The sequence below is a fragment of the Streptomyces sp. NPDC088746 genome (genome assembly GCF_044751065.1).
Lineage (GTDB): Bacteria > Actinomycetota > Actinomycetes > Streptomycetales > Streptomycetaceae > Streptomyces.
In genome coordinates, this window is the sequence record NZ_JBIVLA010000003.1 from 22,871 (window position 1) to 43,810 (window position 20,940).

14 protein-coding genes are annotated in these 20,940 nt (G+C 67.9%); 5 read left to right on the forward strand and 9 right to left on the reverse strand.

What is annotated here, in order from left to right; translation table 11 throughout:
* Positions 1-22 precede the first annotated feature (22 nt).
* Together ACIP63_RS14560 and ACIP63_RS14565 are read left to right on the forward strand one after the other, a co-directional pair.
* Positions 23-6,463 (forward strand): RHS repeat-associated core domain-containing protein, encoded by a 6,441-nt coding sequence (locus tag ACIP63_RS14560; RefSeq protein ID WP_401515215.1) that lies wholly within the window; start codon positions 23-25, stop codon positions 6,461-6,463.
* A 73-nt stretch (positions 6,464-6,536) separates the two neighbouring features.
* On the forward strand, positions 6,537-7,490 hold the full coding sequence (locus ACIP63_RS14565) for a hypothetical protein (protein WP_401515218.1): 954 nt from the start codon (positions 6,537-6,539) through the stop codon (positions 7,488-7,490).
* 451 nt (positions 7,491-7,941) lie between these two features.
* On the opposite strand, the gene ACIP63_RS14570 is transcribed toward ACIP63_RS14565, so the two are convergent.
* Complete coding sequence (locus ACIP63_RS14570) at positions 7,942-8,373, reverse strand: hypothetical protein (RefSeq protein WP_401515221.1); 432 nt, start codon at positions 8,371-8,373, stop codon at positions 7,942-7,944.
* Between the two features lie 252 nt (positions 8,374-8,625).
* Positions 8,626-9,081, reverse strand: coding sequence for a hypothetical protein (locus ACIP63_RS14575; RefSeq protein ID WP_401515224.1), 456 nt, complete (start codon positions 9,079-9,081; stop codon positions 8,626-8,628).
* A 234-nt stretch (positions 9,082-9,315) separates the two neighbouring features.
* Here ACIP63_RS14575 and ACIP63_RS14580 point away from each other — a divergent pair, with 234 nt between their 5' ends.
* Positions 9,316-9,828, forward strand: coding sequence for a DUF4396 domain-containing protein (locus ACIP63_RS14580; protein ID WP_401515227.1), 513 nt, complete (start codon positions 9,316-9,318; stop codon positions 9,826-9,828).
* A 1,071-nt stretch (positions 9,829-10,899) separates the two neighbouring features.
* Here ACIP63_RS14580 and ACIP63_RS14585 read toward each other — a convergent pair.
* Together ACIP63_RS14585 and ACIP63_RS14590 are read right to left on the reverse strand one after the other, a co-directional pair.
* Positions 10,900-11,367: a hypothetical protein gene (locus tag ACIP63_RS14585; protein ID WP_401515230.1), complete on the reverse strand. Its 468-nt coding sequence runs from the start codon at positions 11,365-11,367 to the stop codon at positions 10,900-10,902.
* Positions 11,368-11,624: 257 nt separating this feature from the next.
* Positions 11,625-13,235 (reverse strand): carboxylesterase/lipase family protein, encoded by a 1,611-nt coding sequence (locus ACIP63_RS14590; RefSeq protein ID WP_401515232.1) that lies wholly within the window; start codon positions 13,233-13,235, stop codon positions 11,625-11,627.
* Between the two features lie 127 nt (positions 13,236-13,362).
* Here ACIP63_RS14590 and ACIP63_RS14595 point away from each other — a divergent pair, with 127 nt between their 5' ends.
* The gene (locus tag ACIP63_RS14595) at positions 13,363-13,923 is read left to right on the forward strand and encodes a TetR/AcrR family transcriptional regulator (protein ID WP_401515235.1); all 561 of its coding nucleotides are present in this window, start codon (positions 13,363-13,365) and stop codon (positions 13,921-13,923) included.
* A gap of 473 nt (positions 13,924-14,396) precedes the next feature.
* Here ACIP63_RS14595 and ACIP63_RS14600 read toward each other — a convergent pair whose 3' ends face one another.
* From ACIP63_RS14600 to ACIP63_RS14610, 3 genes are all read right to left on the reverse strand, one after another.
* Positions 14,397-14,960: a hypothetical protein gene (locus ACIP63_RS14600; protein ID WP_401515238.1), complete on the reverse strand. Its 564-nt coding sequence runs from the start codon at positions 14,958-14,960 to the stop codon at positions 14,397-14,399.
* A gap of 444 nt (positions 14,961-15,404) precedes the next feature.
* On the reverse strand, positions 15,405-16,103 hold the full coding sequence (locus ACIP63_RS14605; RefSeq protein ID WP_401515241.1) for a restriction endonuclease: 699 nt from the start codon (positions 16,101-16,103) through the stop codon (positions 15,405-15,407).
* A gap of 965 nt (positions 16,104-17,068) precedes the next feature.
* Positions 17,069-17,425, reverse strand: coding sequence for a MerR family transcriptional regulator (locus ACIP63_RS14610; RefSeq protein ID WP_401515244.1), 357 nt, complete (start codon positions 17,423-17,425; stop codon positions 17,069-17,071).
* 406 nt (positions 17,426-17,831) lie between these two features.
* Between ACIP63_RS14610 and ACIP63_RS14615 the strand changes: the two genes are divergently transcribed.
* The gene (locus ACIP63_RS14615; RefSeq protein WP_401515247.1) at positions 17,832-18,737 is read left to right on the forward strand and encodes an NADP-dependent oxidoreductase; all 906 of its coding nucleotides are present in this window, start codon (positions 17,832-17,834) and stop codon (positions 18,735-18,737) included.
* Positions 18,738-19,019: 282 nt separating this feature from the next.
* Here ACIP63_RS14615 and ACIP63_RS14620 read toward each other — a convergent pair whose 3' ends face one another.
* A complete protein-coding gene (locus ACIP63_RS14620; RefSeq protein ID WP_401515249.1) occupies positions 19,020-19,493 on the reverse strand; it encodes a transposase in 474 nt (157 codons plus the stop codon).
* 396 nt (positions 19,494-19,889) lie between these two features.
* Complete coding sequence (locus ACIP63_RS14625; RefSeq protein ID WP_401515252.1) at positions 19,890-20,045, reverse strand: hypothetical protein; 156 nt, start codon at positions 20,043-20,045, stop codon at positions 19,890-19,892.
* Between the last annotated feature and the right edge of the window lie 895 nt (positions 20,046-20,940).

A 20,940-nucleotide genomic window follows, 5' to 3' on the forward strand; every position in this document is an offset into this window, starting at 1 on the left:
GAGACCCATACCATCCCGCGGCGTGGCCGCAGTGACAGCCAAGTGCCTGGTGGCAGGGCTGCTTTCGGTGTTCATGCTCAGCCCCGATGCAGCAGCTCTGCCTGACGGGTCCGAACCCTCCGTGGCGGCCCGTCCGCTGAAACCGCCGGTTCCCGAGGCCGCCGAGCCTTCGATGACCAAGGCCCCCGAGGTGACGTGGCCCGCCGCGAAGACGGCCACCGTAGACCTGAGCGCGAGCACGCCGGCCAAGGTCTCCGTCGTCTCCGTGACCGCCCACCGCGGCGGGGCCGCCAGGACAGCGCCGATCGCCCCGGGCGCCGGCGTGGCCACGCCCGTCTCCAAGGTCGACGTCCGGGTCCTCGACCGCCACCGCACCGAGGCCGTCGGCGGCCTCGGCCTCGCCCTCCAGGTGTCCCGCCGCGACGAGGCGGCCATTGCGGGAGCGGTCGACGTCGCCATCGACTACTCCGGCTTCGCCCACGCCTACGGGGGCAACTTCGCCTCCCGCTTGCGCTTGGTGAAGCTGCCCGCCTGCGCCGCGACGACCCCGGAGGCCGCCTGGTGCCGCCAGGCCGAGTACGTCGAGGCGACGATCGACACCGCGGCCGGGACGCTGCGTGCCACCGTCGAGGCTTCGCCGAACGTAGCGCAGATCTCCGGCATGGCAGCCGTCTCCCAGCCCTCCGTGTACGCGCTCACCTCCGGCTCGTCCTCGGACAAGGGCGACTACCGGGCCAGCACCCTCTCGCCCACCGGCAAATGGGACGTCTCCCTGGGCTCCGGCGCGTTCACCTACTCGGTTCCCATCGAGGTGCCCGACCCGCCCGTGGGCGAGGCACCCAGCCTGTCCCTCAACTACAACTCCCAGTCGGTGGACGGCCGTACCTCCACGTCCAACAACCAGTCGTCGTGGGTCGGCATGGGCTGGGACCTCAACGTCGGCTACATCGAACGGCGCTACAGGAACTGCACCCAGGACGGTCACCCCACCTTCGGTGACCTCTGCTGGGACTCGCCCAACTCCACCAAGGACCCCAACGGGGCCGTCTACGTGATCAACATCGGCGGTGTGACCTCCGAACTGATCCAGGACGACACCGGCACCGGAAGCTTCCACCTCCAGGACGACCCGGGCTGGCGCGTCCAGAAACTCAACGGCGGCTACGGTTCCGACAACACCGACGAGTTCTGGGTCGTCACCCACCAGGACGGCACGCGCAACTACTTCGGCTGGGGCCGGGCCGAGCGCAAGAACTCCGACGGCGCCAACCCCAGGACCAACTCGGTCCTGACCGCGCCCGTCATCGGTGACGACGAAGGCGAGCCCTGCCACGCCTCCTACCCCAGCCCCTGCCAGCAGGCCTGGCGCTGGAACCTGGACCGCGAGGTGACGCCCAACGAGGTGGAGAACTCTTACTTCTACGCCAAGGAGCGCAACTACTACCGCTCCGTCGCGGCCGCCGACAAGGCCCGCGGCTACGACAGCGCATCCTACCTGGAGCGCGTCGAGTACGGCTGGTCCTCGCAGATCCCCGGCGCGCAGCTTCCGGCCATGGTGAAGTTCCAGCACGTCAACCGCTGCGTGGAGCGGATGGCCGAGAAAGACCCGCTGAACAACGCCACCCCTGAATGCCCGACGATCGACGCGAAACCGGCGTCCTACCCCGACGTGCCCGTCGACCTCATCTGCGACGGCCCCGACGACGGGGAGTCGTGCGCCGGCAAGACGTACTACCCCACGTTCTTCCAGCGCAGCATGCTCTGGGACATCAACACCTACGTCCGCGACAACGACAGCGCCGCGTGGGACGTGGTGACGCAGTACCAGATGAAGTATGCCCTGACCAACCCCGAGGGGGTCATCGACGGCACGCTGTGGCTGGACTACATCCAGCGGCGCGGCTACTCGGGCGACGACATCACACTGCCCACCATCAACTTCAACGGCGAGTACCTCGACAACCAGGTCGGCTCCTCGCTGCTCAACTTCCGCCGCATCAACAAGGTCTACACCGACCTCGGCTCCACCGTCGCGGTCACCTACGGCCACGCGACCGACGAGGACGGGACGATCGACCGGCAGTGCGACGCCGCGCGCCTGCCGACCCAGTCCGACAACACGTACGAGTGCTTCTGGCAGAAGTGGACCCCCGAGGGCGCCGAAGAAGCCAAGACGGGCTGGTTCAAGAAATTCGTCGTCACCAAGGTCGTCGTGGATCCTGGTGACGGGAGCGACGGCGCACCGGCGATGACCAGCACCTACGAATACGATGGCGCGCCCGGCTGGCGCTTCACCGCCGACCCGCTGACCAAGGACGAGGACGAGACCTGGTCGGAGTGGCGCGGCTACGGCAAGGTCCTGGTCACCACCGGCGCCAATACCAACAAGCATTCCACGTACCACTGGTTCTACCGGGGGCTCGACGGCGACCGCACGGACAAGGCCGACCCGGCCAAGACCCGCGCTGTCCAAGTCACCGACTCCGAGGGCGCCCAGTCCACCGACCACGCCTGGCTGGCCGGGAAGACGCTGGAGACGTCCCAGCGTGACAACGAGGGCGCCTCGCAGAGGCGGGAGTGGCACGACTACTGGACCCACAACACCGCCCAGTACACCGGGCTTCCCGACGCCCGCCTCGTGAGAGAGTCGAAGACGCGCACCCTCGAGCGCGTGCACTCCTCGACCGACGCCCTGGCCACCTGGCGCGAGCACATCGTCGAGAACGAGTACGACGACAAGGAGGCCGCCAGCACCACCTTCGGCCTCCCCATGCGCGTGGACGACTGGGGCGAGACGAACGTCTCCGACAATACGTGCACCGAGTTCGGCCGCGCCTACAACACCGAGCAGCTCGACGGTACCGGCACACGCCGCTGGATGGTGTACCCGGACGAGGAACGCCACTACAGCGTGTCCTGCACCACCCAGGCCGAGGACCAGGCCGCCGGGAACCCGGCGCTGCACCAGGACTCCGCCAAGACCACCTTCTACGACAACGCCACGTCGCTCACCGAGAACGACACCAAGCTGACCGACGGCAACGCCACCGAGGCGCGCAGCTACACCGACGCGACGCACTACCGCTCCTCCACCGCCGTCTACGACCAAGCGGGCCGCGTCACCACCTCGTGGGACGGCAAGAAGAACGCCACCACGACCGGATACACCCCCGCCACCTCCTGGCCGGTGGACGGCATCAAGGTCACCGGACCTGACCCGGACGGCACCGGCCCGCTCACGGCCCAGTCCGCGACGACGTACCTCTCGCGGTACTTCGGCGCACCGTGGAAGACGGTCGACGCCAACGGCAACACCACCCGCGTCACCCTCGACGCACTGGGCCGCACGATCAAGGTCTTCAAGCCGACCGAGGCCGCGAACTATCCGGACGGCACCCCGTCCATGCGGTTCTCCTATGACGTCCCCGTCGCCACGTCGGCCACCGGCGTGCCAGGCGTCGCCACCGGATCGCCTGCCAGGGTGACGAGCGAGACCCTGCAGGCCGGCACCACGTACCTGAAGACCGTCGCCTACGTGGACGGCCTCGGGCGCACCCGCGAGACCCAGCACCCGGCGCCCTCGGGCACCGGTCGCGCCGTCCAGGTCACCCGCTACGACTCGTCCGGGAACGTCGCCGGCACCTCGGGCGCCTTCTACAACGACAAGTCCGTCGACTCCGGCATGGTCAACCCGACCGTCGCGTCCCTGCCCGCCTACAACGACCTCCAGGTCGACTGGGCCGGCCGCACCACACTGTCCCAGCTCATGGCCAAGGGCGTTCCTCAGCCGCAGAACAAGACGGTCACCCGCTACGGTGGAGCCGACCTGACCACCGTCTTCCCGCCGACCGGGACACCCAAGGACACCTACAAGGACCTCAACGGGAACATCGTCAAGGTCGTCGAGCACATCGGCGCCACCTCGCCCACGACGACGTACGAGTACACCCGCAAGGGCGACCTGAAGTACGTGCACGATGCGCGGGGCAACACGCTCAGCCACTACACGTACAACTGGGTTGGCGAGCGCACCGTCAGCGACGACAAGGACAGCGGCCAGACCACCACCACCTTCGACCCCAACGGCAACATCGAGACGGTCACCGACGCCGCCAAGAACGTCATCACACACGGCTACGACAACCTCGGCCGCCAGACGTCCCTCAAGTCAGCCACCGGCACGCTCAGTTCCTGGGCCTACGACACCGCCCCCGGCGGAAAGGGATTGCTCGCTTCCTCCACGTCCTACGCGAACGGGCAGGCCTACACCTCCCGCATCGACGGTTACGACGCCCGCGGCCGGGCCACGGCGAAGACGACCGTGATCCCCACCGACGGCAACGGCCTCCAGGGCAGCTACACCTTCACCTACCACTACGACGCCAACGACCAGACGACGTCGGTCGACTACCCCGCCGTCGCCGGACTCCCGGCCGAGACGGTGACCACGTCGTTCACCGCGGCGGGCGACGCCGACACCCTGTCCAGCCCGCTGGCGACCTACCTCGCCGGGGCGGGCTACGACGACCTGGGACGCCTCACCTCCCGCTCGTACGGCAAGGTCGGCACCGGCACCAGCGCGACCCGCGTCTTCACCTACGACGACGCCAACGCCACCGGCTGGCTCAAGAGCGTCACCACCGACACCCGCACGGGCACCGCCACCAAGCGTGTCCAGGAAGACGTCTACGCCCGCGACAACGCCGGCGTCACCACCTCACTGCGCGACAACACCACCGGCCAGCAGGAGTGCTTCGGCTACGACGACCTCTCCCGCCTCTCGGCGGCCTGGACGACGACCGCGACCGCCTGCGGCACCACCCCCACGTCCGACTTCGCCGGACCCGACCCCTACCAGCAGCAGTACGCCTACGACCAGCTGGGAAACCTCCAGTCGCTGACCGCGACCACCGCCACCGGGTCGACCACCCGGGACTACAAGTACCCCGGCTACAGCGCCGACGAGAAGACGTACGCCCCCGACCAGGCCCGGCCGCACGCCGTCAGCGAGGTCACCACGCCGAGTGGCAAGGACACCTACGGCTACAACGAAACCGGTGACCTCACCAGCCGAACCGTGGGCGGAGTCTCCTCGGTCCTGGCCTGGGACGCCGAGCACCGGCTGACCAAGGTCACGCAGAAGAAGACCACCGGCGACGAGGTCTCGACCTACGTCTACGACGTCGAGGGCAAGATCCTTCTGCGCACCGGCAAGAACGAAAAGGTCCTCTACCTCGACGGCCAGGAAATCCACTCCGGCACCGGCGGCCCCAAGGCCACCCGGTACTACGCCGTGGAGGGCACCGCGATCGCCATGCGCGTCGCTGACGGCACCGCGACCGGCCAGCTCATGTGGCTGATGTCGGAGACCCAGAACTCCACCCAGCTCGTCATCGCGCAGGCCAACGGGGTAGTCATCCGGCGCCGCTACCTGCCCTTCGGTGAGCAGCGCGGCGCAACCTCGTTGCCCACCGGGACGGACCGGGGCTTCACGGGCAAGACCGAGGACGACTCCACCGGCCTGGTCATCATGGGCGCGCGGCTCTACGACCCCGCCCTGGGCCGGTTCCTCTCACCGGACGCCCTGGCCGCCCCGTACCTGCCGCAGAGCCTCAACGGCTACAGCTACAGCGTCAACAACCCCATCGCCTACAGCGACCCATCCGGGCTCTTCTTCGGGCTCTCCGGGTTCAAGAACTTCTGGCGCACCATCCTCAACGCCCGGCACAACGCCGCCGTCATGATGCGCGCCTGGGCCGTGGTCCACTACGACGTCGCCAACAACGGCGGGAAGGGCCGCGTCACCACGGGCCGCAAGAACAACGCCATCAGGCACGGCTCCTACGGAACCATCAACAAGAAGAATGACAAGGACAAGAACACCGGATACGCCGACCTCATCTACTGGACCGACGACGCCGTGTACGTCTGGGAGATCAAGCAGAAGGAGAGCGCGAACCGCAAGTCCAAGAGCCCCTCGGCTGAGGCACAGGGCCCGCGACAGCTCGCCAACTACCTCAAGTACCTGACCAAGCAGCTGCGCGCCGAGGGCGACAAGCGGCCTGTCAGAGCGGGCTTCAAGTTCGAGTACTCGCAAAAGGGGCTCAGCCTGCTGAACAACGAGCTCATCACCGTGCGTTCCTCGACCAAGAAGGGCGCGGCCGGCATCGAGCTCTACACCGTGGAAAAGTTGAGGAAGAAGGAGCCGAACCCGGAGCCCAATCCTGAGCCGGTGGCCGAGCCGGTCCCCGAGCGGGTACCCCAGCCGGCCGATCCCTACCAGCCCCTTCCGGGTGCGACCTCGGCGCCGGGCACCTCGCCGGCCCTCCCCAATCCGCACAGCGGCAGTGACGTGGACTGGGACTTCGACTGGGGGAGCGCCTCGTCCCCCGACGCCACGACGATGGGGTCGGCGGGAGCGGGCCTGGCCCTGCTCGTGGCTCTGTTCCTGAGCCCGGTGTAGAAATCGGCCCGGAGTAACCTTTCCCCATCGCGCGCGATCGACTCGCGCGCGGCAACCGATGAAGGAGCACAGCATGTCGGCGGAGCAGGCCATCCGGTTGAACTCGACCCTACGAGCCGAGATCAACCTGCCTTGCCCCGCCGACGGCGAGGCCTACCGCGACCTCGTCTCGAGTTGGTTCACCCGGGCGGTCCGTGCTCTCGCCGGACCGCTCGGCGACACCTTCCACGAGGACCTGGACCTCACGGAACAGGCACTCGCGCACGATGGAACAGGGCCGTGCGGGGCCCCCGGCACCCTGTGGGCCTCCTTGCGGTACGACACGGAGACCAGAGGCCGCTGGAAGGAGGTCGAGACGCACTGGTCGCCCGAGAACCACCGCACGTTTCAGCGGGAGCTGGGCAACATGCCCGTCCAGGCGGGAATCCAGCTGGCTCTCCTCGACGGGGAGGGCCAGCCGGGGGAGCCCTGGTTGGAGGTCTTCGTCATCCGGGAGAACGAGACACCGGATGTCGTCTCGCTCGTCGCCGTTCGCACGGCGGAAGAGTTCGAGAACCACACCACGGCGCGCCCCGCCCAGACCCGCTGGGAGGAACTCCTGCGCGAGCAGCTCGCCGAGGCGGAGACATCGCACATCATCCCCCTCTACGCGGCCATCTGCGACGACGCGGAGTACGTCTCGGGCCGGACCGCGCTCGAAGACGGTCTCGGCCTGCTGCTGGAGGACACCCTTCCGGAGCTGGAATCCACGCTCCGCGGTTACTCGTGGTTGACGGTCTGTTCCCCGGGGGTCACGGCGGCCCTGGGCGGACCGCAGGCCCTGGCGGCGGCCGACGACACGTTCACCGAGGTCGCGCCCCTCCCCGGAGGAGGGGTGTGGCTGAAGGCGACGGAGGACATCCACAGCTACACCGACGCGCGCGTACGCGCCGTCTTCCAGGCGCTTGCCCCGGTCCTGCCGCCGGGGAAGCCGGTTCCCTCTCTTGCGGCAGAAGTGCGGCGACTGGTGTTCGAGGCCCCCGAGTAGTCGGTCCGAGACCTCACCGGTGGAATGACGTTGCCCGACGGCCACGCGAGAAGACGGATCGGTTCTACGAATACGATGACATCGACCTCCGCAACGGCATCTACCACGTCCGCACCCTGCTGGAAATCACGCTCCATGCGCTGAGGACCGAGGCACGACGCGAACTTGCCGCAGCTATCGGGCCCGCAGACGACAACAAACTCCGGCGCACACTCAACAATCCCTTCGCAGCCACAGGTCTGCCGTGGTGGATGCGTCAAATCGATGTCTGACCGCCCAGCCGTTTCTACTTCTGACCGACATTCCCGAGCCTCTCGGGCGAAAACCGCTGCCAGCACTCACCGATATTCGTTCCTACATCTCACCTACGTAGCCACCAAGCCCCTTACGACCAGTTTGGCTTTGCTGAACGACGTGAGGGTTGCGGTGCTGGCCGGTCATTCGACTGTACTCAGCCCTCCTGGTCCCAGCTCCGGAGGACCGCCAAGGCGTACGCAACGCGGTTGTCCAGGCTCGGGGCGACGTAGCGATAGTTCTTGCTGAGTCGCCGATAGTCCAAGAGCGTACCCGCGCCCGCGGTGCACCAGCGGGTTCGGGCCGGACTCCAGAAGTTGCAGTCGTCCGCAGTGCCGTCGAAGAGCGAATAGACCATCACGCACAGCGCGAAGAGGAACCAGATCGGAGCGGTCACCACATAGAGCAGCCATGCGTACCAGGTGCCAACCGGACCTGTCACCGACTGTTGCGGGCCGGTGAGCAGCGCCGACCACCGGACGCGCCGGGGCGGCCAGGGCAGGATGCGGGCGGCGCGGCGGTCGACGCGTGCTACGGAGGTGCCATCGGCCGCGCAGACCTCGTAGACGTCCGGGGCGATGGGGCGCACCGAACACCACAGGCTGTAGTCCGGTCCGTGATGTATCCAGAATGGCGGGGCGGGTGCCCGACGACCGGAGTATTCGTCGGCGCGGGAGGTAACACCCGTGCGAGCGGGGCGGCCTCGGAGCGCGGCACTGTGGACAGCCGGATCGTTACGGTCATGTCTGCATCGGGCGGCAGGTGAGCCGGTCGCGGTGCCGGCACGGGAACGGGGTTGACCCTGGAGACCAGGAACGTGTGCGTCGTATTGTCCACGGCGTTATCCAAACGGGTTGACGTCGGAGAGGCGGCCAAGCGCAGCACCGGCTGACTCCCGTGCCTGGTCGATCTTCCCGTGAATCTTCTCCGTCCCGTACTCGATCGGGTCGGAGGCCAGCCGCACGCCTTCCTTATACAGGTTCTTGGCGCCGGTGACCGCCTCGTAGCTGCGTGCCGTCCAGGATCGGGGGTCTATGTAGCGGCCGACCGGCTCACCGGCGTCGTCCACGATCGGCCGGACGGAATCTGCGAGCGCGGGTATGCGCCCCAGTGGAGTACTTTCGATCAAGTGAGGCATGACCTTCTGGAAGGCGATGTCCGTCAGTCCCGCGCCAGCCCGGTACAGGTTACGGTCACCGAACTCCTTGGCCACGGCGACCTGGAACCGATCGGCCAAGGTGTCCGCGGTGATGTGGATCGCGTGCGCTTTGCTGCCGAGATCGCTCACGTTCCGCATCGCCCACTCCTCATCACCTCGCAGACCGCCGAGATCGCCACGATGACCAGCCTGCTCGGCAAGAGCTGGCCCACCCGGCAAGGGGGTGTGCCGGTTCGCGTGGCCCGGCACACCCCCTTGCCCTTTGCTGGGATCCCCCGGATCCCTCCCCACGGAATACCCCCGAGGGGTATATCGTTGTCCTGTGAGTCCGCGGGAAGCGAGTGACAATGGACGGGACTGGGGTTGACGGTCATGGATCACAGCTCACACCACACCGGTACCGCTCACGACCACGCCGAGCACCGGGCGCACCGCGGCCACGGGCTCGGGAATGCGTCCTGGGGGACGGCGGCGAAGGCGACGTTGCACTGCCTGACAGGCTGTGCCATCGGTGAGATTCTCGGTATGGCCATCGGTACCACCCTGATGTGGGGCAATATCCAGACGATGATCCTGGCGATCACCCTGGCGTTCGTCTTCGGATACTCCTTCACCCTCTTCGCGGTCCGGCGAGCCGGCCTGGGCTGGAAGAGTGCGGTCAAAGTCGCGCTGGCCGCGGATACCGTATCGATCGCGGTGATGGAGCTCGTCGACAACGGCATCATTGCCCTGACGCCCGGGGCGATGGACGCCGAACTGTCTGACGCGCTGTTCTGGACGGCGCTGCTGGGCGGCTTCGCCGTGGCTTTCGTGATCACGACGCCGGTCAACAAGTGGATGATCGGCCGCGGCAAGGGCCACGCCGTCGTCCATGCCTACCACTGACCCATCTCTCGGCAGCGCGCCCGGCTGCACCCTTCACGGTGCGGCCGGGCGCGTTCGCATGGAGGGGCGTCAGCTGGAGATGTACCTGAGGTTTTACAGGCGGCCGACCCGGATCCGCCGAACCCGGGCGTTCAGGAGGCACGCCGAAGTCCAGCACGACAAGGACATGCTCGCCACCACCTGGCTGATCTCGGCGACATCGACCAGGCCAAACTCACCCGCTGCATCAAGGAGTGCGTCGCCTGGGCATGGGCTGCGCCGACATCTCCACCGCGACGGCCGCGGTGCTTCCCCGGCGCACCGGCTACGACCCGAACATCACCGCCGCGATCCTGCAAGCGTGCGCCAGGGCCTGAAAGGCGTGCGCCGACTAATGCGGACAGCACGCGAACATGCACGAGCACTGCCGCGTCTGCGCCAAAGCCTGCCGCTCCTGCGAGAGGCATGCAACGAACTCCTCAGCGCCCTCGGCTGGCAGAGAGGCATCCTGTCCTGCCGGTTCCGCGAAACCCGGCAGCCTGGGTAGCAGCCCGCCATCCGGACCGCCACACCCCCTGTGGGCGGATCGCCGGGCTCACCTACGAGGACTACGACGCCGTGGAGTTCCTGCGCCGGGCCGGGCTGCGCAGAACCTCTACTCACCTTCAGCCGGCAGCTCGGGGGCGGGGCCGGCCCCGAGCGTTCGCAGACGCGCAGGCGCTGAACGTAGCGCCGAGCAGAGGGGCCATCCCCGCAGAGGCCCGGAGCACTCGGCGAGGACCTTGTTCGTGCCGCGCGCGACGCCTCCCCCGCGGGTGCGGGGGCACTTCGTCACGGGCGGTCTCGCTTGCCGTAATGCGAGGCCCGCAGGTCACGGCAGGCGGCGAAGAACTCAAGCCCGACCGCATCTGTCCTGGTGCGGATCTTGCCGCCGTCCTTGGTCCGTTGCGGTAGGAGTAGGTGAGGTCGACCAGGTTCCCTTGGGCGAGGTGGCCTCGATCTTTCCGGGCGGCCCGACTTGTCCGGGGTGACCGTCTGGATGGTGTTGCCCGGGTAGGTGGTCGTCTTCCCGAAGTCATTCTTGTCGTACTCCTACGAGGTGATCTTGCCTTTGGGGTCCTTGAGCGACTTGCGCTTGTTCACCTCGTTCCAGGTGTAGTCCGTGAGACCGGCCGGGTCCTGGTAGGTGTCGACGTTTCCGGCGGGGTTAGGTGAGGACGGTGTGCGAGCCGTCTTGCAGCGTCCGCACGGTCTCCCGGGAGCGGGGCGAAGTCGTACTTGATGACGCCGGTGCTGTCCGAACGCTGCTTGAGGTTGCCGGCGACGTCGTACGAGTAGGTGACCGTCGCGGTAGTTGGAGCTGTCGATCTTGGTGACGCGTTCGCGGTTGTCGTAGGTGTAGGTGACTGTGACGCCGCGGGGCTCCTTGACGGTTTCGGTGCGGCCGAGCGCGTCGTAGGTATACGTCGTGGTGCCCAGCGGGGCGAGGACGTTGACCGTCTTGAGGTTGCCCTGGGCGTCGTAGGCGAAGGTGGTGGACACCGACTTCGCCGAGGTCATCTTCGTCGTGGCCTTACAGCGCTGCCCCTGGAAGCCCTGGCAGGTAGGGGTGGCCGGTCGCGGTGGACGTGGCCCCGGTCGGGGCTTGGCCGAGGTGAGGTTGTTGCGACCGTCCCAGCCGTACGTCGTGAGGTTTCGCACCGCTGCCGTCGACCCCCATGGCGTCGGAGGCGGTCTCCACGTTGCCGTTCGAGTCGTACGACCTGGCGCGGTTGCGACGATGCCGTTGCGGCGTCACGGCATCGTCGCGTGCTCCGTCAGGAGTTCTTCTCCTCACCGCGTGGGGGGAGCGCCTTCCAGAAGGCGTAGTGGTGTTCGGCCGCGAAGTCGGTGTAGCCGATCCGGTCGGACGCCAGCCGTTGCAGGTAGGAGCCTCGGTTCGTGAACTGCTTCCACAAGGGCAGGCCTTCTCCGTTCACCTGACCGGTGGCCGCGAACCGGCTCCAGTAGGCGATCACCATGTCCGACAGTGCGGCCTGCGTGGTGTCGAGTGGCTCGAACAGGTCGTTTTCGAAGAGGTAGGCCAAGTCCGTCATGTGGCCGGTGCCGAGCGGGAAACTCGTCGGGCGGGGAACGTTCTTGAAGTACGGGGCGTGCGCTTCGGCGAAGTCGTAGGCGTAGACGCGAGTGTGACGGGCCATCGCGCGTTGGGTGTCGAGCGCCGCAGTCGACCACTCGGAATCGGTCAGCACGGCCGACAGCGCTGCTCCGGGTGCCGGGTACTCCGCGGCCGGGTACTCGGCCAGGACCGCAGAGGCGTCCTTCCCGAACTGATCGGTCACCTTCTCGGCGTAGCCCTCGGCGGTCAGCGGCTGCCCTGTCGTCAGCTCGTGCATCCCGGCGAGTCCGCTCATCTCGTCGTGAGTGGTGCCGTGCAGCACGGGTACCCGGGCGAACCGCCCGGCGACTATCGCACGTGACGGGGCCTCGGGCAGCACCTTGCCGTCCACCACGGGCCGGTACCCGTCGTGCCCGGAGACGGCAGCCTTCATGAGCTCGGCGGTGGACCTGCTCCGCAGGCACGAGTCGACGGCACGCGGATCCTTGCAGAGCGCGGCCCCAGCGACTGCGAGCCCGCCGGCCTCCGCCTGCTTGCGGGTGAACGAGCCGTCCGGTCCGACGCAGCCCGCGCTCTGCACGATCGCCTTGCTGAACAACCCACGGGCGCCGGGCGAGACCAGTTGGGCGCAGACGCTGAAGCCCCCTCCCGACTGCCCCATGATCGTGACGTTGCTGGGGTCACCGCCGAAGGCGCGGGCGTTGCGGTTGACCCATCTCAGCGCGGCTTGCTGGTCGAGAAGGCCGAGGTTGGCCGGTGCTTGCAGGCCGGGCGCGGTGAGGAAGCCGAACGCCCCGAGCCGGTAGTTGATCGTCACGACCACCGCGCCCTGCCGCGCGGCAGCGAGCTTGGCTGCTCGATAGGTGGCGCCGTCACCGTAGGTGAAGCTACCGCCGTGAATCCAGACGATGACCGGCAGTCGTTCCGTACTCGTGTCCGGAGTCGTGACGTTGAGGTAGAGGCAGTCCTCCGTGCCGCCGCCTTCGATTGAAATGGGTTGATCGGTCGGCTGCGCGCACGCTCCCTTCGGTGCACCGGCGTCCAGCAGCGACGACCAGGGGCGCACCGGCTGCGGCTCCTTCCATCTGCGTTCTCCCGTCGGCGGGGCCGCATAGGGGATGCCCTGGAACGTCCGCACGGACCCGGCGGCCGTGCCCCGCACCGGGCCTTCGGCGGTCATGACCCGGGTGGGGGCGACCTGGCCGCCGGGGTGCGCAGAGGCCAGGCCGGTCGCGATCACCGTGGCGGCGAGCGTCACGGAGAGGGTGGCTGCTGCGAAGGCCACGACATGGGTCTTTCTGATGCTCATCCGGGCTCCTGAGGCTGTGTGAGGTTCGGTGCCCAGAACGGTAGGGAAGATTTGGGCAAATGCGCAAGACGTTTGCCCAAGGCGTTCGCCTGATGCAAACGTGCGCTTCGCTGCTAGGGTCTGCTTCATGGGGAACAGGGAGAAGCTGCTGGAGGCGGCCAGAGAGTGCCTCTTCGCGAAGGGGTACGAGCGCACGACGGTCCGCGACCTCGCCTCCGCGGCTGGCGTCAGCATGGCGGCCATCGGCTATCACTTCGGCTCGAAGGAGGCGCTGCTCAACCAGGCGCTCTTCGAGGCACTCGACTCGGGAGACCAGGCGTTCGGGCCGCCGTCGGGCGACACCGACCTCGGCGTGCTCTGGCACCGCCTGATCGAGGCGTTCTCAGCCAACAAGACCTTCTGGATCGCCAACCTCGAGACCGTCCTGCGCGCGCAGCGCGATCCGGAACTTCGTGAGCAGATGGCCACCGGGCTGCGGCAGGGCCGCAGTGGCATGGCGCGGGAGGTCACCGGAACCGCCGAAGCAGAGCTTCCCGAAGAGACGATCCGCACCATCGGCTCAGTACAGCTCGCTCTCGTCAGCGGCCTGATGATGCAGCACCTCACCGATCCGGAGTCCGCACCCACCGCCGACGAGGTACTGACCGGCCTACGGGAGCTGGCCGCCCAGCTGCCCGAGAAGACCTGAGACGCAGGCTGCACCGAGGCGACAGGACGCAGACGCCTCCTTGGTTTCTGGCGATCGTGCCTCGGTCCGCGGCGCATGGGGCTGTTGCGCCCTCAGCCACCGGGCCCAACCGGGTAGGCGTACTCGATGTACTGCAGACGCGCCAAGCCCGCTACGAGGAAAATCAGCGGCGGTGCCAGCCACCAACGGCTGAGGGATCGCCGCACCACGGGGAACAGAGTGAGCTTCGCGAGAATGAGGAGCACGCCCTACGGCCCCCGCAGCGCGCCGGTCAGCTGAGAGCACTCCTTGCTTCGTCCAGGTTCTCGTCAAAGCCGCGGCCGTAAGCCTGGCGCTCCCATCCTGCCAGGAGGGACCACCGTTGTAGCGGGCAGCGAGCTCCTGGTACAAGTCGCTGGACACTTCTGAGTCTGCCGGTGGGCTTCTCCTCGCTCCCGATCGGAACGCAGCCCGGACACTGGTTCGGCGACGGCTCAGAGGTATGCCAACAACGCGCTGAGTTCGATGGACAACCCCAGGGCACCCCAGAGGAGGATGCCCCCAACTGGCCGGACCGGACGTCCTGCGTCTTCCCGCAGCACGGTCATGTGGACGGCAAAGGAAGCCGGTGCCGAAGCGGCCCACAGCACACCCGCAAACAGCAGCCCGTCCACGGCGAGTTGTCGCCACTCATGGTTCCCGCTCTGCGACATTCGGAATATCGTGGGCAAGCCTGCTACGGGCAGAAGGCCCAGCACTGTGCTGACCGCCACCCACCACCACTTCCTCCCGTGGCCTGCGAGCCGCCCGAACCAATGCCCCAAGGCCACAGTCGGCAGGATGTATGCGGCCGTCAGCAGCGCACTCGCACCCAACAGCGCCGGCAACCCAACCACCAGCGTGAGAGGGAGCAGCGCGCCTCCCGTCGGGACACCGGCGAGCCGTCCGGTGCACGCCAGTGCCAACGCGGCAATGACCACACACAGCACAGCCATCGATACCGACGACGGCGCTGCCCCCACTTGGTTGGCCTCACGTCTGCCTGACAGTTGCGCCATCTCGACCCCCGACCCGACCGTGCCCTGCCCACGCAGGTCGCGCTACAAGCATCCGCGGGCATTCAGCGCCACCCTAGGGCCATTACTGAACACGTTCAATGACGAATCAGGCGCATGTTCCTGGCAGCTGGTGGAGAACCCACCGATCAACTCCGACCCACTGACACGCCACCGGAACACGCCGTCGGCGCCATGCCGAGTACAGCCCGTGGCCAGTTCGGGCCGACAGTCGCGCCGACTACAAGACCCGGGCCGACGCCCCCGGTCGCTGGGGCCGTGGCGGCGACGTCTCCCGACGTAATCGGTGCCCCGGGCTGCCCACCGACTCGGCACTCCACGCACTCGTCTTCAGCGTCGCCGCTCAGCCTTCATCCGGTCTGCTTGGCCTCGTGCCTTACGAGTCGACTCACTGAGCCCCAGCGGAAGGAGCCGGAGAGCAGCTCCTCACGAGAGCGAGGTCGGCCTGCGGGGAGGCGGCACTGCCCGCAGGAGCTCCCAGAGCGGGCGTGAGCCTGCGGCCCATGCGGCCAGGGTGTGCCGGTCGACCAGGTGCAGTCGCTGGGATCTGGCGAAGTCGGTGGCCGGTTTGGTGAAGCGGCCGTTGGTGACCAGGACGATGACGTCGCCCTGGTGTACGGGGCGTCCGGTGCCGTTCAGGACGTGCAGGTCCGGTGTTCCGACGGCTGCTCCGGCGAGGCCGGCGCGGCGGTGTTTGCACTGGATGACCCAGCGGCGGCCGTAGGGGTCGGTGGCCTTGACGTCCGCGCCGTTGTCGCCGGCGCCGCCGACCTGGGCGGCGTCCGGGCAGCCGTCGCGGAGCATCAAGTCCCGTATCGCGTGCTCGAACTGGCGGTGATGCAGCTGGTCCAGACTGGCTATCGGGTACCTGAGGGCCCTGGCCCGTGCCTGTCGTTGCCGCTCGTCCTGTACGCGGAGCCGGAACCAGAGGAAAGCTCCGGCTACCGCCGTCAGCGGGATAAGGGGCAGGACCCAGGGGTGGGCGGCGAGCCAGTTCATCAGTGCGGAGACCACCCCCACGATGGCGACGACGCCGACGAGCACCTCGCCACCGGTGTAAGCCTGCTTACGCTTACGTGACCGGGGCCGTCCGCGTGGCCCGACGGGTCGGCGGCGGGCGGTCATCGCCCACTCCTGTCCCACGGGATCGGGTACGCCACCGTGGACCGCGGCGCCGGCCGCGCCGGAGCTTTTCGCGGCTCAGGAAACTTGATCGGGTACGACACGGTCGGCTGAGGTCTCGGCCTGGTCGTCGACTTCTGCGTCCCGGGGAACGTGACTGGGTACACCGCGGTCGACCCCGGTCTGGGCGTCTTGTCCGGGCCCTCGGCCGAGCTCGAGGGATTGCCCAGCACGACCACCGCCAGCCCGACCATGACTACGACCGACATCTCCCGGCGCCCACCCGCGGCCCACCGGGAATGACCCTTCACCCTCGTTCCGTCCCTGCGCACGTACGGTCTCACCCACGGCACAACGAACCCCCTCCCCCACCAAGCCGCGCCCCCTTGCGCAGCAGATCCATCAAAGCAGCCGCCACTGACAACACGTCACCAGAAGATCACTTCTGGTCACAAGGCCTGAACGAGACCCCAGAGGATCTGACGACCGGCCGACAGCCGCACGCACGGAAAGCCCCGGCTGGTCGGGGCCGATAGGGGTGTGGGTGCAGAGCCCCCGGGACACAATCCCCTCCGTACCCAGACGCAGAGCAACGCATCTGAGAGTGGCCATGGCGAAGTCCAGGTAAGCGGCCATACGAATTCAGACCGGTGGCCCCAGGAAGTCACATGTCCACCTCTCCGGCATCGATGGCGTGGTCGATCCAGCCGCAGGCCGCCCGGACGACCCTTGCTATCCGCCCGTGGACCTTGTCCGGTCGGAGATATTTCGGCTGACCGGCCCTACGGTGTGCTGGCACCGTGATCAGCCGCGACCTGCCCTGTCGCCGCTGCCCGGCGTGTGTCCGGGGTAGCGAGAGCGCCGAACGCTGTTTCGATGTCCTGCGATTACGCCCGGGGCTTCCCCGGGCCGGCCAGCGACCGGTAGATGTCGGAGAGCTCGGAACCCCACCCCTCGAAGCGGGTTGATCAGTTCTGCACCACGTTCGCCGCGGTCACATTCTCGATCACGCGGCCGAGTTTGGTCTTGGCCCGGGTCAGGTCCTGGATACGTGCGGCGATGCGGTCGCGTTCGATGATGAGCTGGTCGAGCATGGCGGGGGTCGCGACGCCGGTGCTCACGCACGGCAGGAGTTCGACGACGGTACGGCTGGAGAGGCCGGCTGCGAAAAGATCCTGGATGAGCTGGACCCGCTCCAGAGCCTCGTCGGGATAGTCACGCTGCCCACCGGACGTCCGCGCCGACTCAAGGAGCCGCTGCTCCTCGTAGTAGCGCAGGGCCCGCACGCTGACCCCTGACCGCCTGGCAAGCTGTCCGATGCGCATGCCGCAGGTCACTCCCTTCCCGCTCATACCTCACATTGACGTCAGGTTAAGGCTAGCAATACCGGCTCCCGGGGCAGCCCTGGGGGCTTATTGAACCGTTACCGGCACCGAGATCGATCATGACCGGTGGCGGACCCGAGGGGGTTCACACAATTCACGTACGCACGGCAGTCCTCGCAGCGTGCCGGGGTCGGCGAGCCCGCCCGAGGGAGCAGGGGTGTCGACCGTGACGGGCGGCGTGATCGCTCGTACCGGCGCAGGCCCCCCGGCAAACTCACCCAGCCGCGTCTGCCCTCCTCCGGCCGGACGGCAGTTGCGGCTTGCACCTCACGTCAACGTCAGGTTCTAGAGTGACGAGCGTCGAAGGTACACGTCATTCCAGCCCGTCAAAGTAAGGCAGACCATTATGCGCGCAGCCCGGTTCCACGAATACGGCGGAGCGAAGAACCTGGTGATCGAGCAGGCCCCCGACCCCCACCCCGGGCCCGGTGAAATCCGTGTCCGTGTCGCGGCGGCCAGCGTCAATCCCATCGACTGGAAGCTGCGCGCCGGCGCCCTGCACCAGCTGATTCCCCTGGAACTGCCCGCCATTCCCGGGCGCGACGGCGCCGGTGTGGTCGACGAGATCGGCGACGGGGTGCAGGGGGTGAGCATCGGCGACCGTGTCTTCGGACTGGGCGGTGTCACCGGGGCGACCGCAGAGCTGTTCATCCTCTCGGCCTGGGCGCACACCCCCGCCACCTGGAACGACGAGCAGGCCGCTGGTGCCGGTCTCGCGTCAGTGACCGCGATGCGTGGACTCGACGCGCTCGGCTCCGTCGCGGGACGCACGCTTCTCGTCGAGGGCGCCGCCGGAGGCGTGGGCAGCGCGGCGGTCGAGATCGCGGTAGCGCAAGGTGCCACTGTGATCGGGACAGCCAGTGAACGCAACCACGAGTTCCTCACCGCACTCGGCGCCGTTCCCGCCACCTACGGCCCCTGCCTCGCGCAGCGCCTCACCACCCTCGCTCCGCACGGCGTCGACATCGTGCTCGACACCGCGGCCTCCGGATCGCTGGATGACCTCGTCGCGATCACAGGTGACCCGAAGCGCGTCGCGACGGTCGCCGACCACGCGGGCGGACAGCGCCTGGGCACGCATGTGGTCAACGCGGAAAACGATTCCGTTCTCCTGTCCGCGGCGGCGGAACTGGGCGGGCAGGGCCGCTACACACCCCGTATCGAACAGACATACCCCCTGAAGCGGATCGCCGAGGCCCACGCGCACGCCGAGCGCGGACGCACCCGAGGGAAGATCGTGATCTGCATCTGAACAGGTCCAAGAGGTGGCTAGCACGCAGCGTGCGGGCCTGCTTGGCAAGCGGCCCTCGATCGGTCCCGGCGAGCGGGCGGTCCGGAGCGGGCCGATCTCCATGGCGCCTCGTCAAGCAGGCCGCCTCCACTCGGGCGCCGCACGTGGCACATGAGCCGTCGTCCACGGGGCACCAACCTCATCCGGCTTCAGCAGCCCCGTGAGAGAGGTTCAATTACGGGTTCTAACCGTTCACCGAACCGGGCACCTTCCGCCAGTGGTGTGAGGAGCGCCGCGCCGACTTCAACTCACACCGTACGAACGGTGAAGTGCCGTACATGTGCCCGCTCCCACAGTTACGGGTCTGCCGCGTGGACGCCTGTGTCTACGCGGCAGGCCGGCCGTGGGTTCCCGAGCCGGGCCGCTGGCTGCAGTGCGACTGGGGAGAGGCCGGCCCCGCCTCGGTGGGCGTCGGGCCTGGCTGTTCTGCGCGTGGCTGTCGCGTCCGGCTCGCGGACGACTCCGCCAGGCGGCTCCTTCTGCTTGGTCTCGTCCCGCCGTGCGCCGGCCGCGTGCTGGTGGGTCCTGGCAGACCATCGAGTCGACACTCACCTCCCACGTGATGAGCCCTGCCGTGTCCGGCCTCGCCTGCAACAACGTCAGCACCCGCGCCCAGGCACCCTGGCGTTGACAGCGGCGGAACAGCCCGTACGCCGTCTGCCAAGGCCCGTACTCGGGCGGAAGATCACGCCACGGCGAACCAGTTCGCAACGCCACCGCACCCCATCGACCAACCGCCGCCGGTTCTCCGGTCTACGGCTCACGCCCGCCGCAGGCAGCAACACCGACTCCAACACTGACCACTGCTCGCCCGCACGTTTCCCCACGCCCCACAGGGCCAAGATCACGGCTCAGGAGCCACTACGGAGCCGCAACCCAAAACACGGCCTGGCTCCGACCTCCTGGTCCGCGCCGAGGACGGCACCGCCGCCATACTGGCCGACGCCGACGGCTACTGACACACCACATGGCAGAACCACTGACCTCGGCATGGCAGACGACAGAAGTGTCGCAGCGGAGGTTGCGTGATTCTCATCGAAGGTTGAGCGGTCCTCGGGTACCCACCCCGGCGCACACCCCACATATTCCAGAAACGCCATCCACCGGGCCCGGTCAGGGATTCCAATAGACGGTGCCGAAGGTACGGTCGAACCGACGGGCCTCCAGGTCCGCGCGCTGGATTCCCCACTGCACGTCCGCGCCTTCCCGATTACTGATGTCCGGGTTCCAGTGGGCCAGCAGCACCCAGTCCTCGACGGCGCCCGACACCGGCCCATCGCCGCCCCAACGCCCCCGCTTCGCCTGGCGGACTGCGCAGCTCGCGACATTTTCCAACGGGTCCGGGTCGGAGTCCTCCTGGTCCGCGTATCCCGCCGATCTGCAGATGCCCTCTTCTGTCAGAGGCGTCGCACCAGACAGTGACCAGCTCGTCAGCGTGCGGAAACCCGGGAAGTGAGTGATACGGCAGGTCCGGTTCGGTTCTGGCTCTCAACTCGCCCTGCGGGTAGGAATCGACGATCTTCTGGTAGTGGTCATCGCCGGGGTAGCCGTTCCAAGTGTTCTTGTCGCGTTCCTCCACCGGTGTGCCGGCCGGAACATAAATGGCCTGGCCGCAGTTGCCGTCGCCGTCCGTTTCATCGAGTGAGGCAAAGAGCAGCAGGCGGCCGTCGGGCGGCAGAGGGAGGTCCGTCGCGCCCTTTCGGCAGCGCGGCGAAGTCGATGGACGCGAGGAGTGGGTGCTCAGGGTCCGGGACCACGGGGGGCAGCAGCAGCGGCCCGCCGAACCTGCCCGCGACCGGCCCGTCTCCGCCACCGGTGAGGACCGCGCAAGGCCGGACGTGGCCGATCCACCGGTCCACCTCTTCGGCCGGTAGCGGGTCTATGTCCTCCCACGGGTACCCCTCCTCAACTGCCCGCGTACGAAAGGAAACCAGCATTTCTCGAAGCTCATCATCCGTCACACCGGCGACTGTAGTTCCCGCCACCGACAACCCCGTGGCCCCCGGGACAACGAGGGCAGTGCACCACCGCCGGAAGCCATGGATTCGCCCCGACCAGCAACCGCACCCCGGGCAGGCCGCCCCTCCTACGGTCGTACGAGCCTCGACCCGGACGGCCGGTCGACCCCCTGGCTCTATTCACGAGTAGTGCCGCCCGTTGTTCA

What these genes read in the sequence shown, in the direction of transcription:
- ACIP63_RS14600 (WP_401515238.1), bottom strand. Translation starts at nt 14,960, where the DNA reads ATGGCGCAACTGTCAGGCAGACGTGAGGCCAACCAAGTGGGGGCAGCG.
- ACIP63_RS14590 (WP_401515232.1), bottom strand. Translation starts at nt 13,235, where the DNA reads ATGAGCATCAGAAAGACCCATGTCGTGGCCTTCGCAGCAGCCACCCTC.
- ACIP63_RS14595 (WP_401515235.1), top strand. Translation starts at nt 13,363, where the DNA reads ATGGGGAACAGGGAGAAGCTGCTGGAGGCGGCCAGAGAGTGCCTCTTC.
- ACIP63_RS14580 (WP_401515227.1), top strand. Translation starts at nt 9,316, where the DNA reads ATGGATCACAGCTCACACCACACCGGTACCGCTCACGACCACGCCGAG.
- ACIP63_RS14565 (WP_401515218.1), top strand. Translation starts at nt 6,537, where the DNA reads ATGTCGGCGGAGCAGGCCATCCGGTTGAACTCGACCCTACGAGCCGAG.
- ACIP63_RS14605 (WP_401515241.1), bottom strand. Translation starts at nt 16,103, where the DNA reads ATGACCGCCCGCCGCCGACCCGTCGGGCCACGCGGACGGCCCCGGTCA.
- ACIP63_RS14610 (WP_401515244.1), bottom strand. Translation starts at nt 17,425, where the DNA reads ATGCGCATCGGACAGCTTGCCAGGCGGTCAGGGGTCAGCGTGCGGGCC.
- ACIP63_RS14585 (WP_401515230.1), bottom strand. Translation starts at nt 11,367, where the DNA reads ATGACCTCGGCGAAGTCGGTGTCCACCACCTTCGCCTACGACGCCCAG.
- ACIP63_RS14575 (WP_401515224.1), bottom strand. Translation starts at nt 9,081, where the DNA reads ATGCGGAACGTGAGCGATCTCGGCAGCAAAGCGCACGCGATCCACATC.
- ACIP63_RS14615 (WP_401515247.1), top strand. Translation starts at nt 17,832, where the DNA reads ATGCGCGCAGCCCGGTTCCACGAATACGGCGGAGCGAAGAACCTGGTG.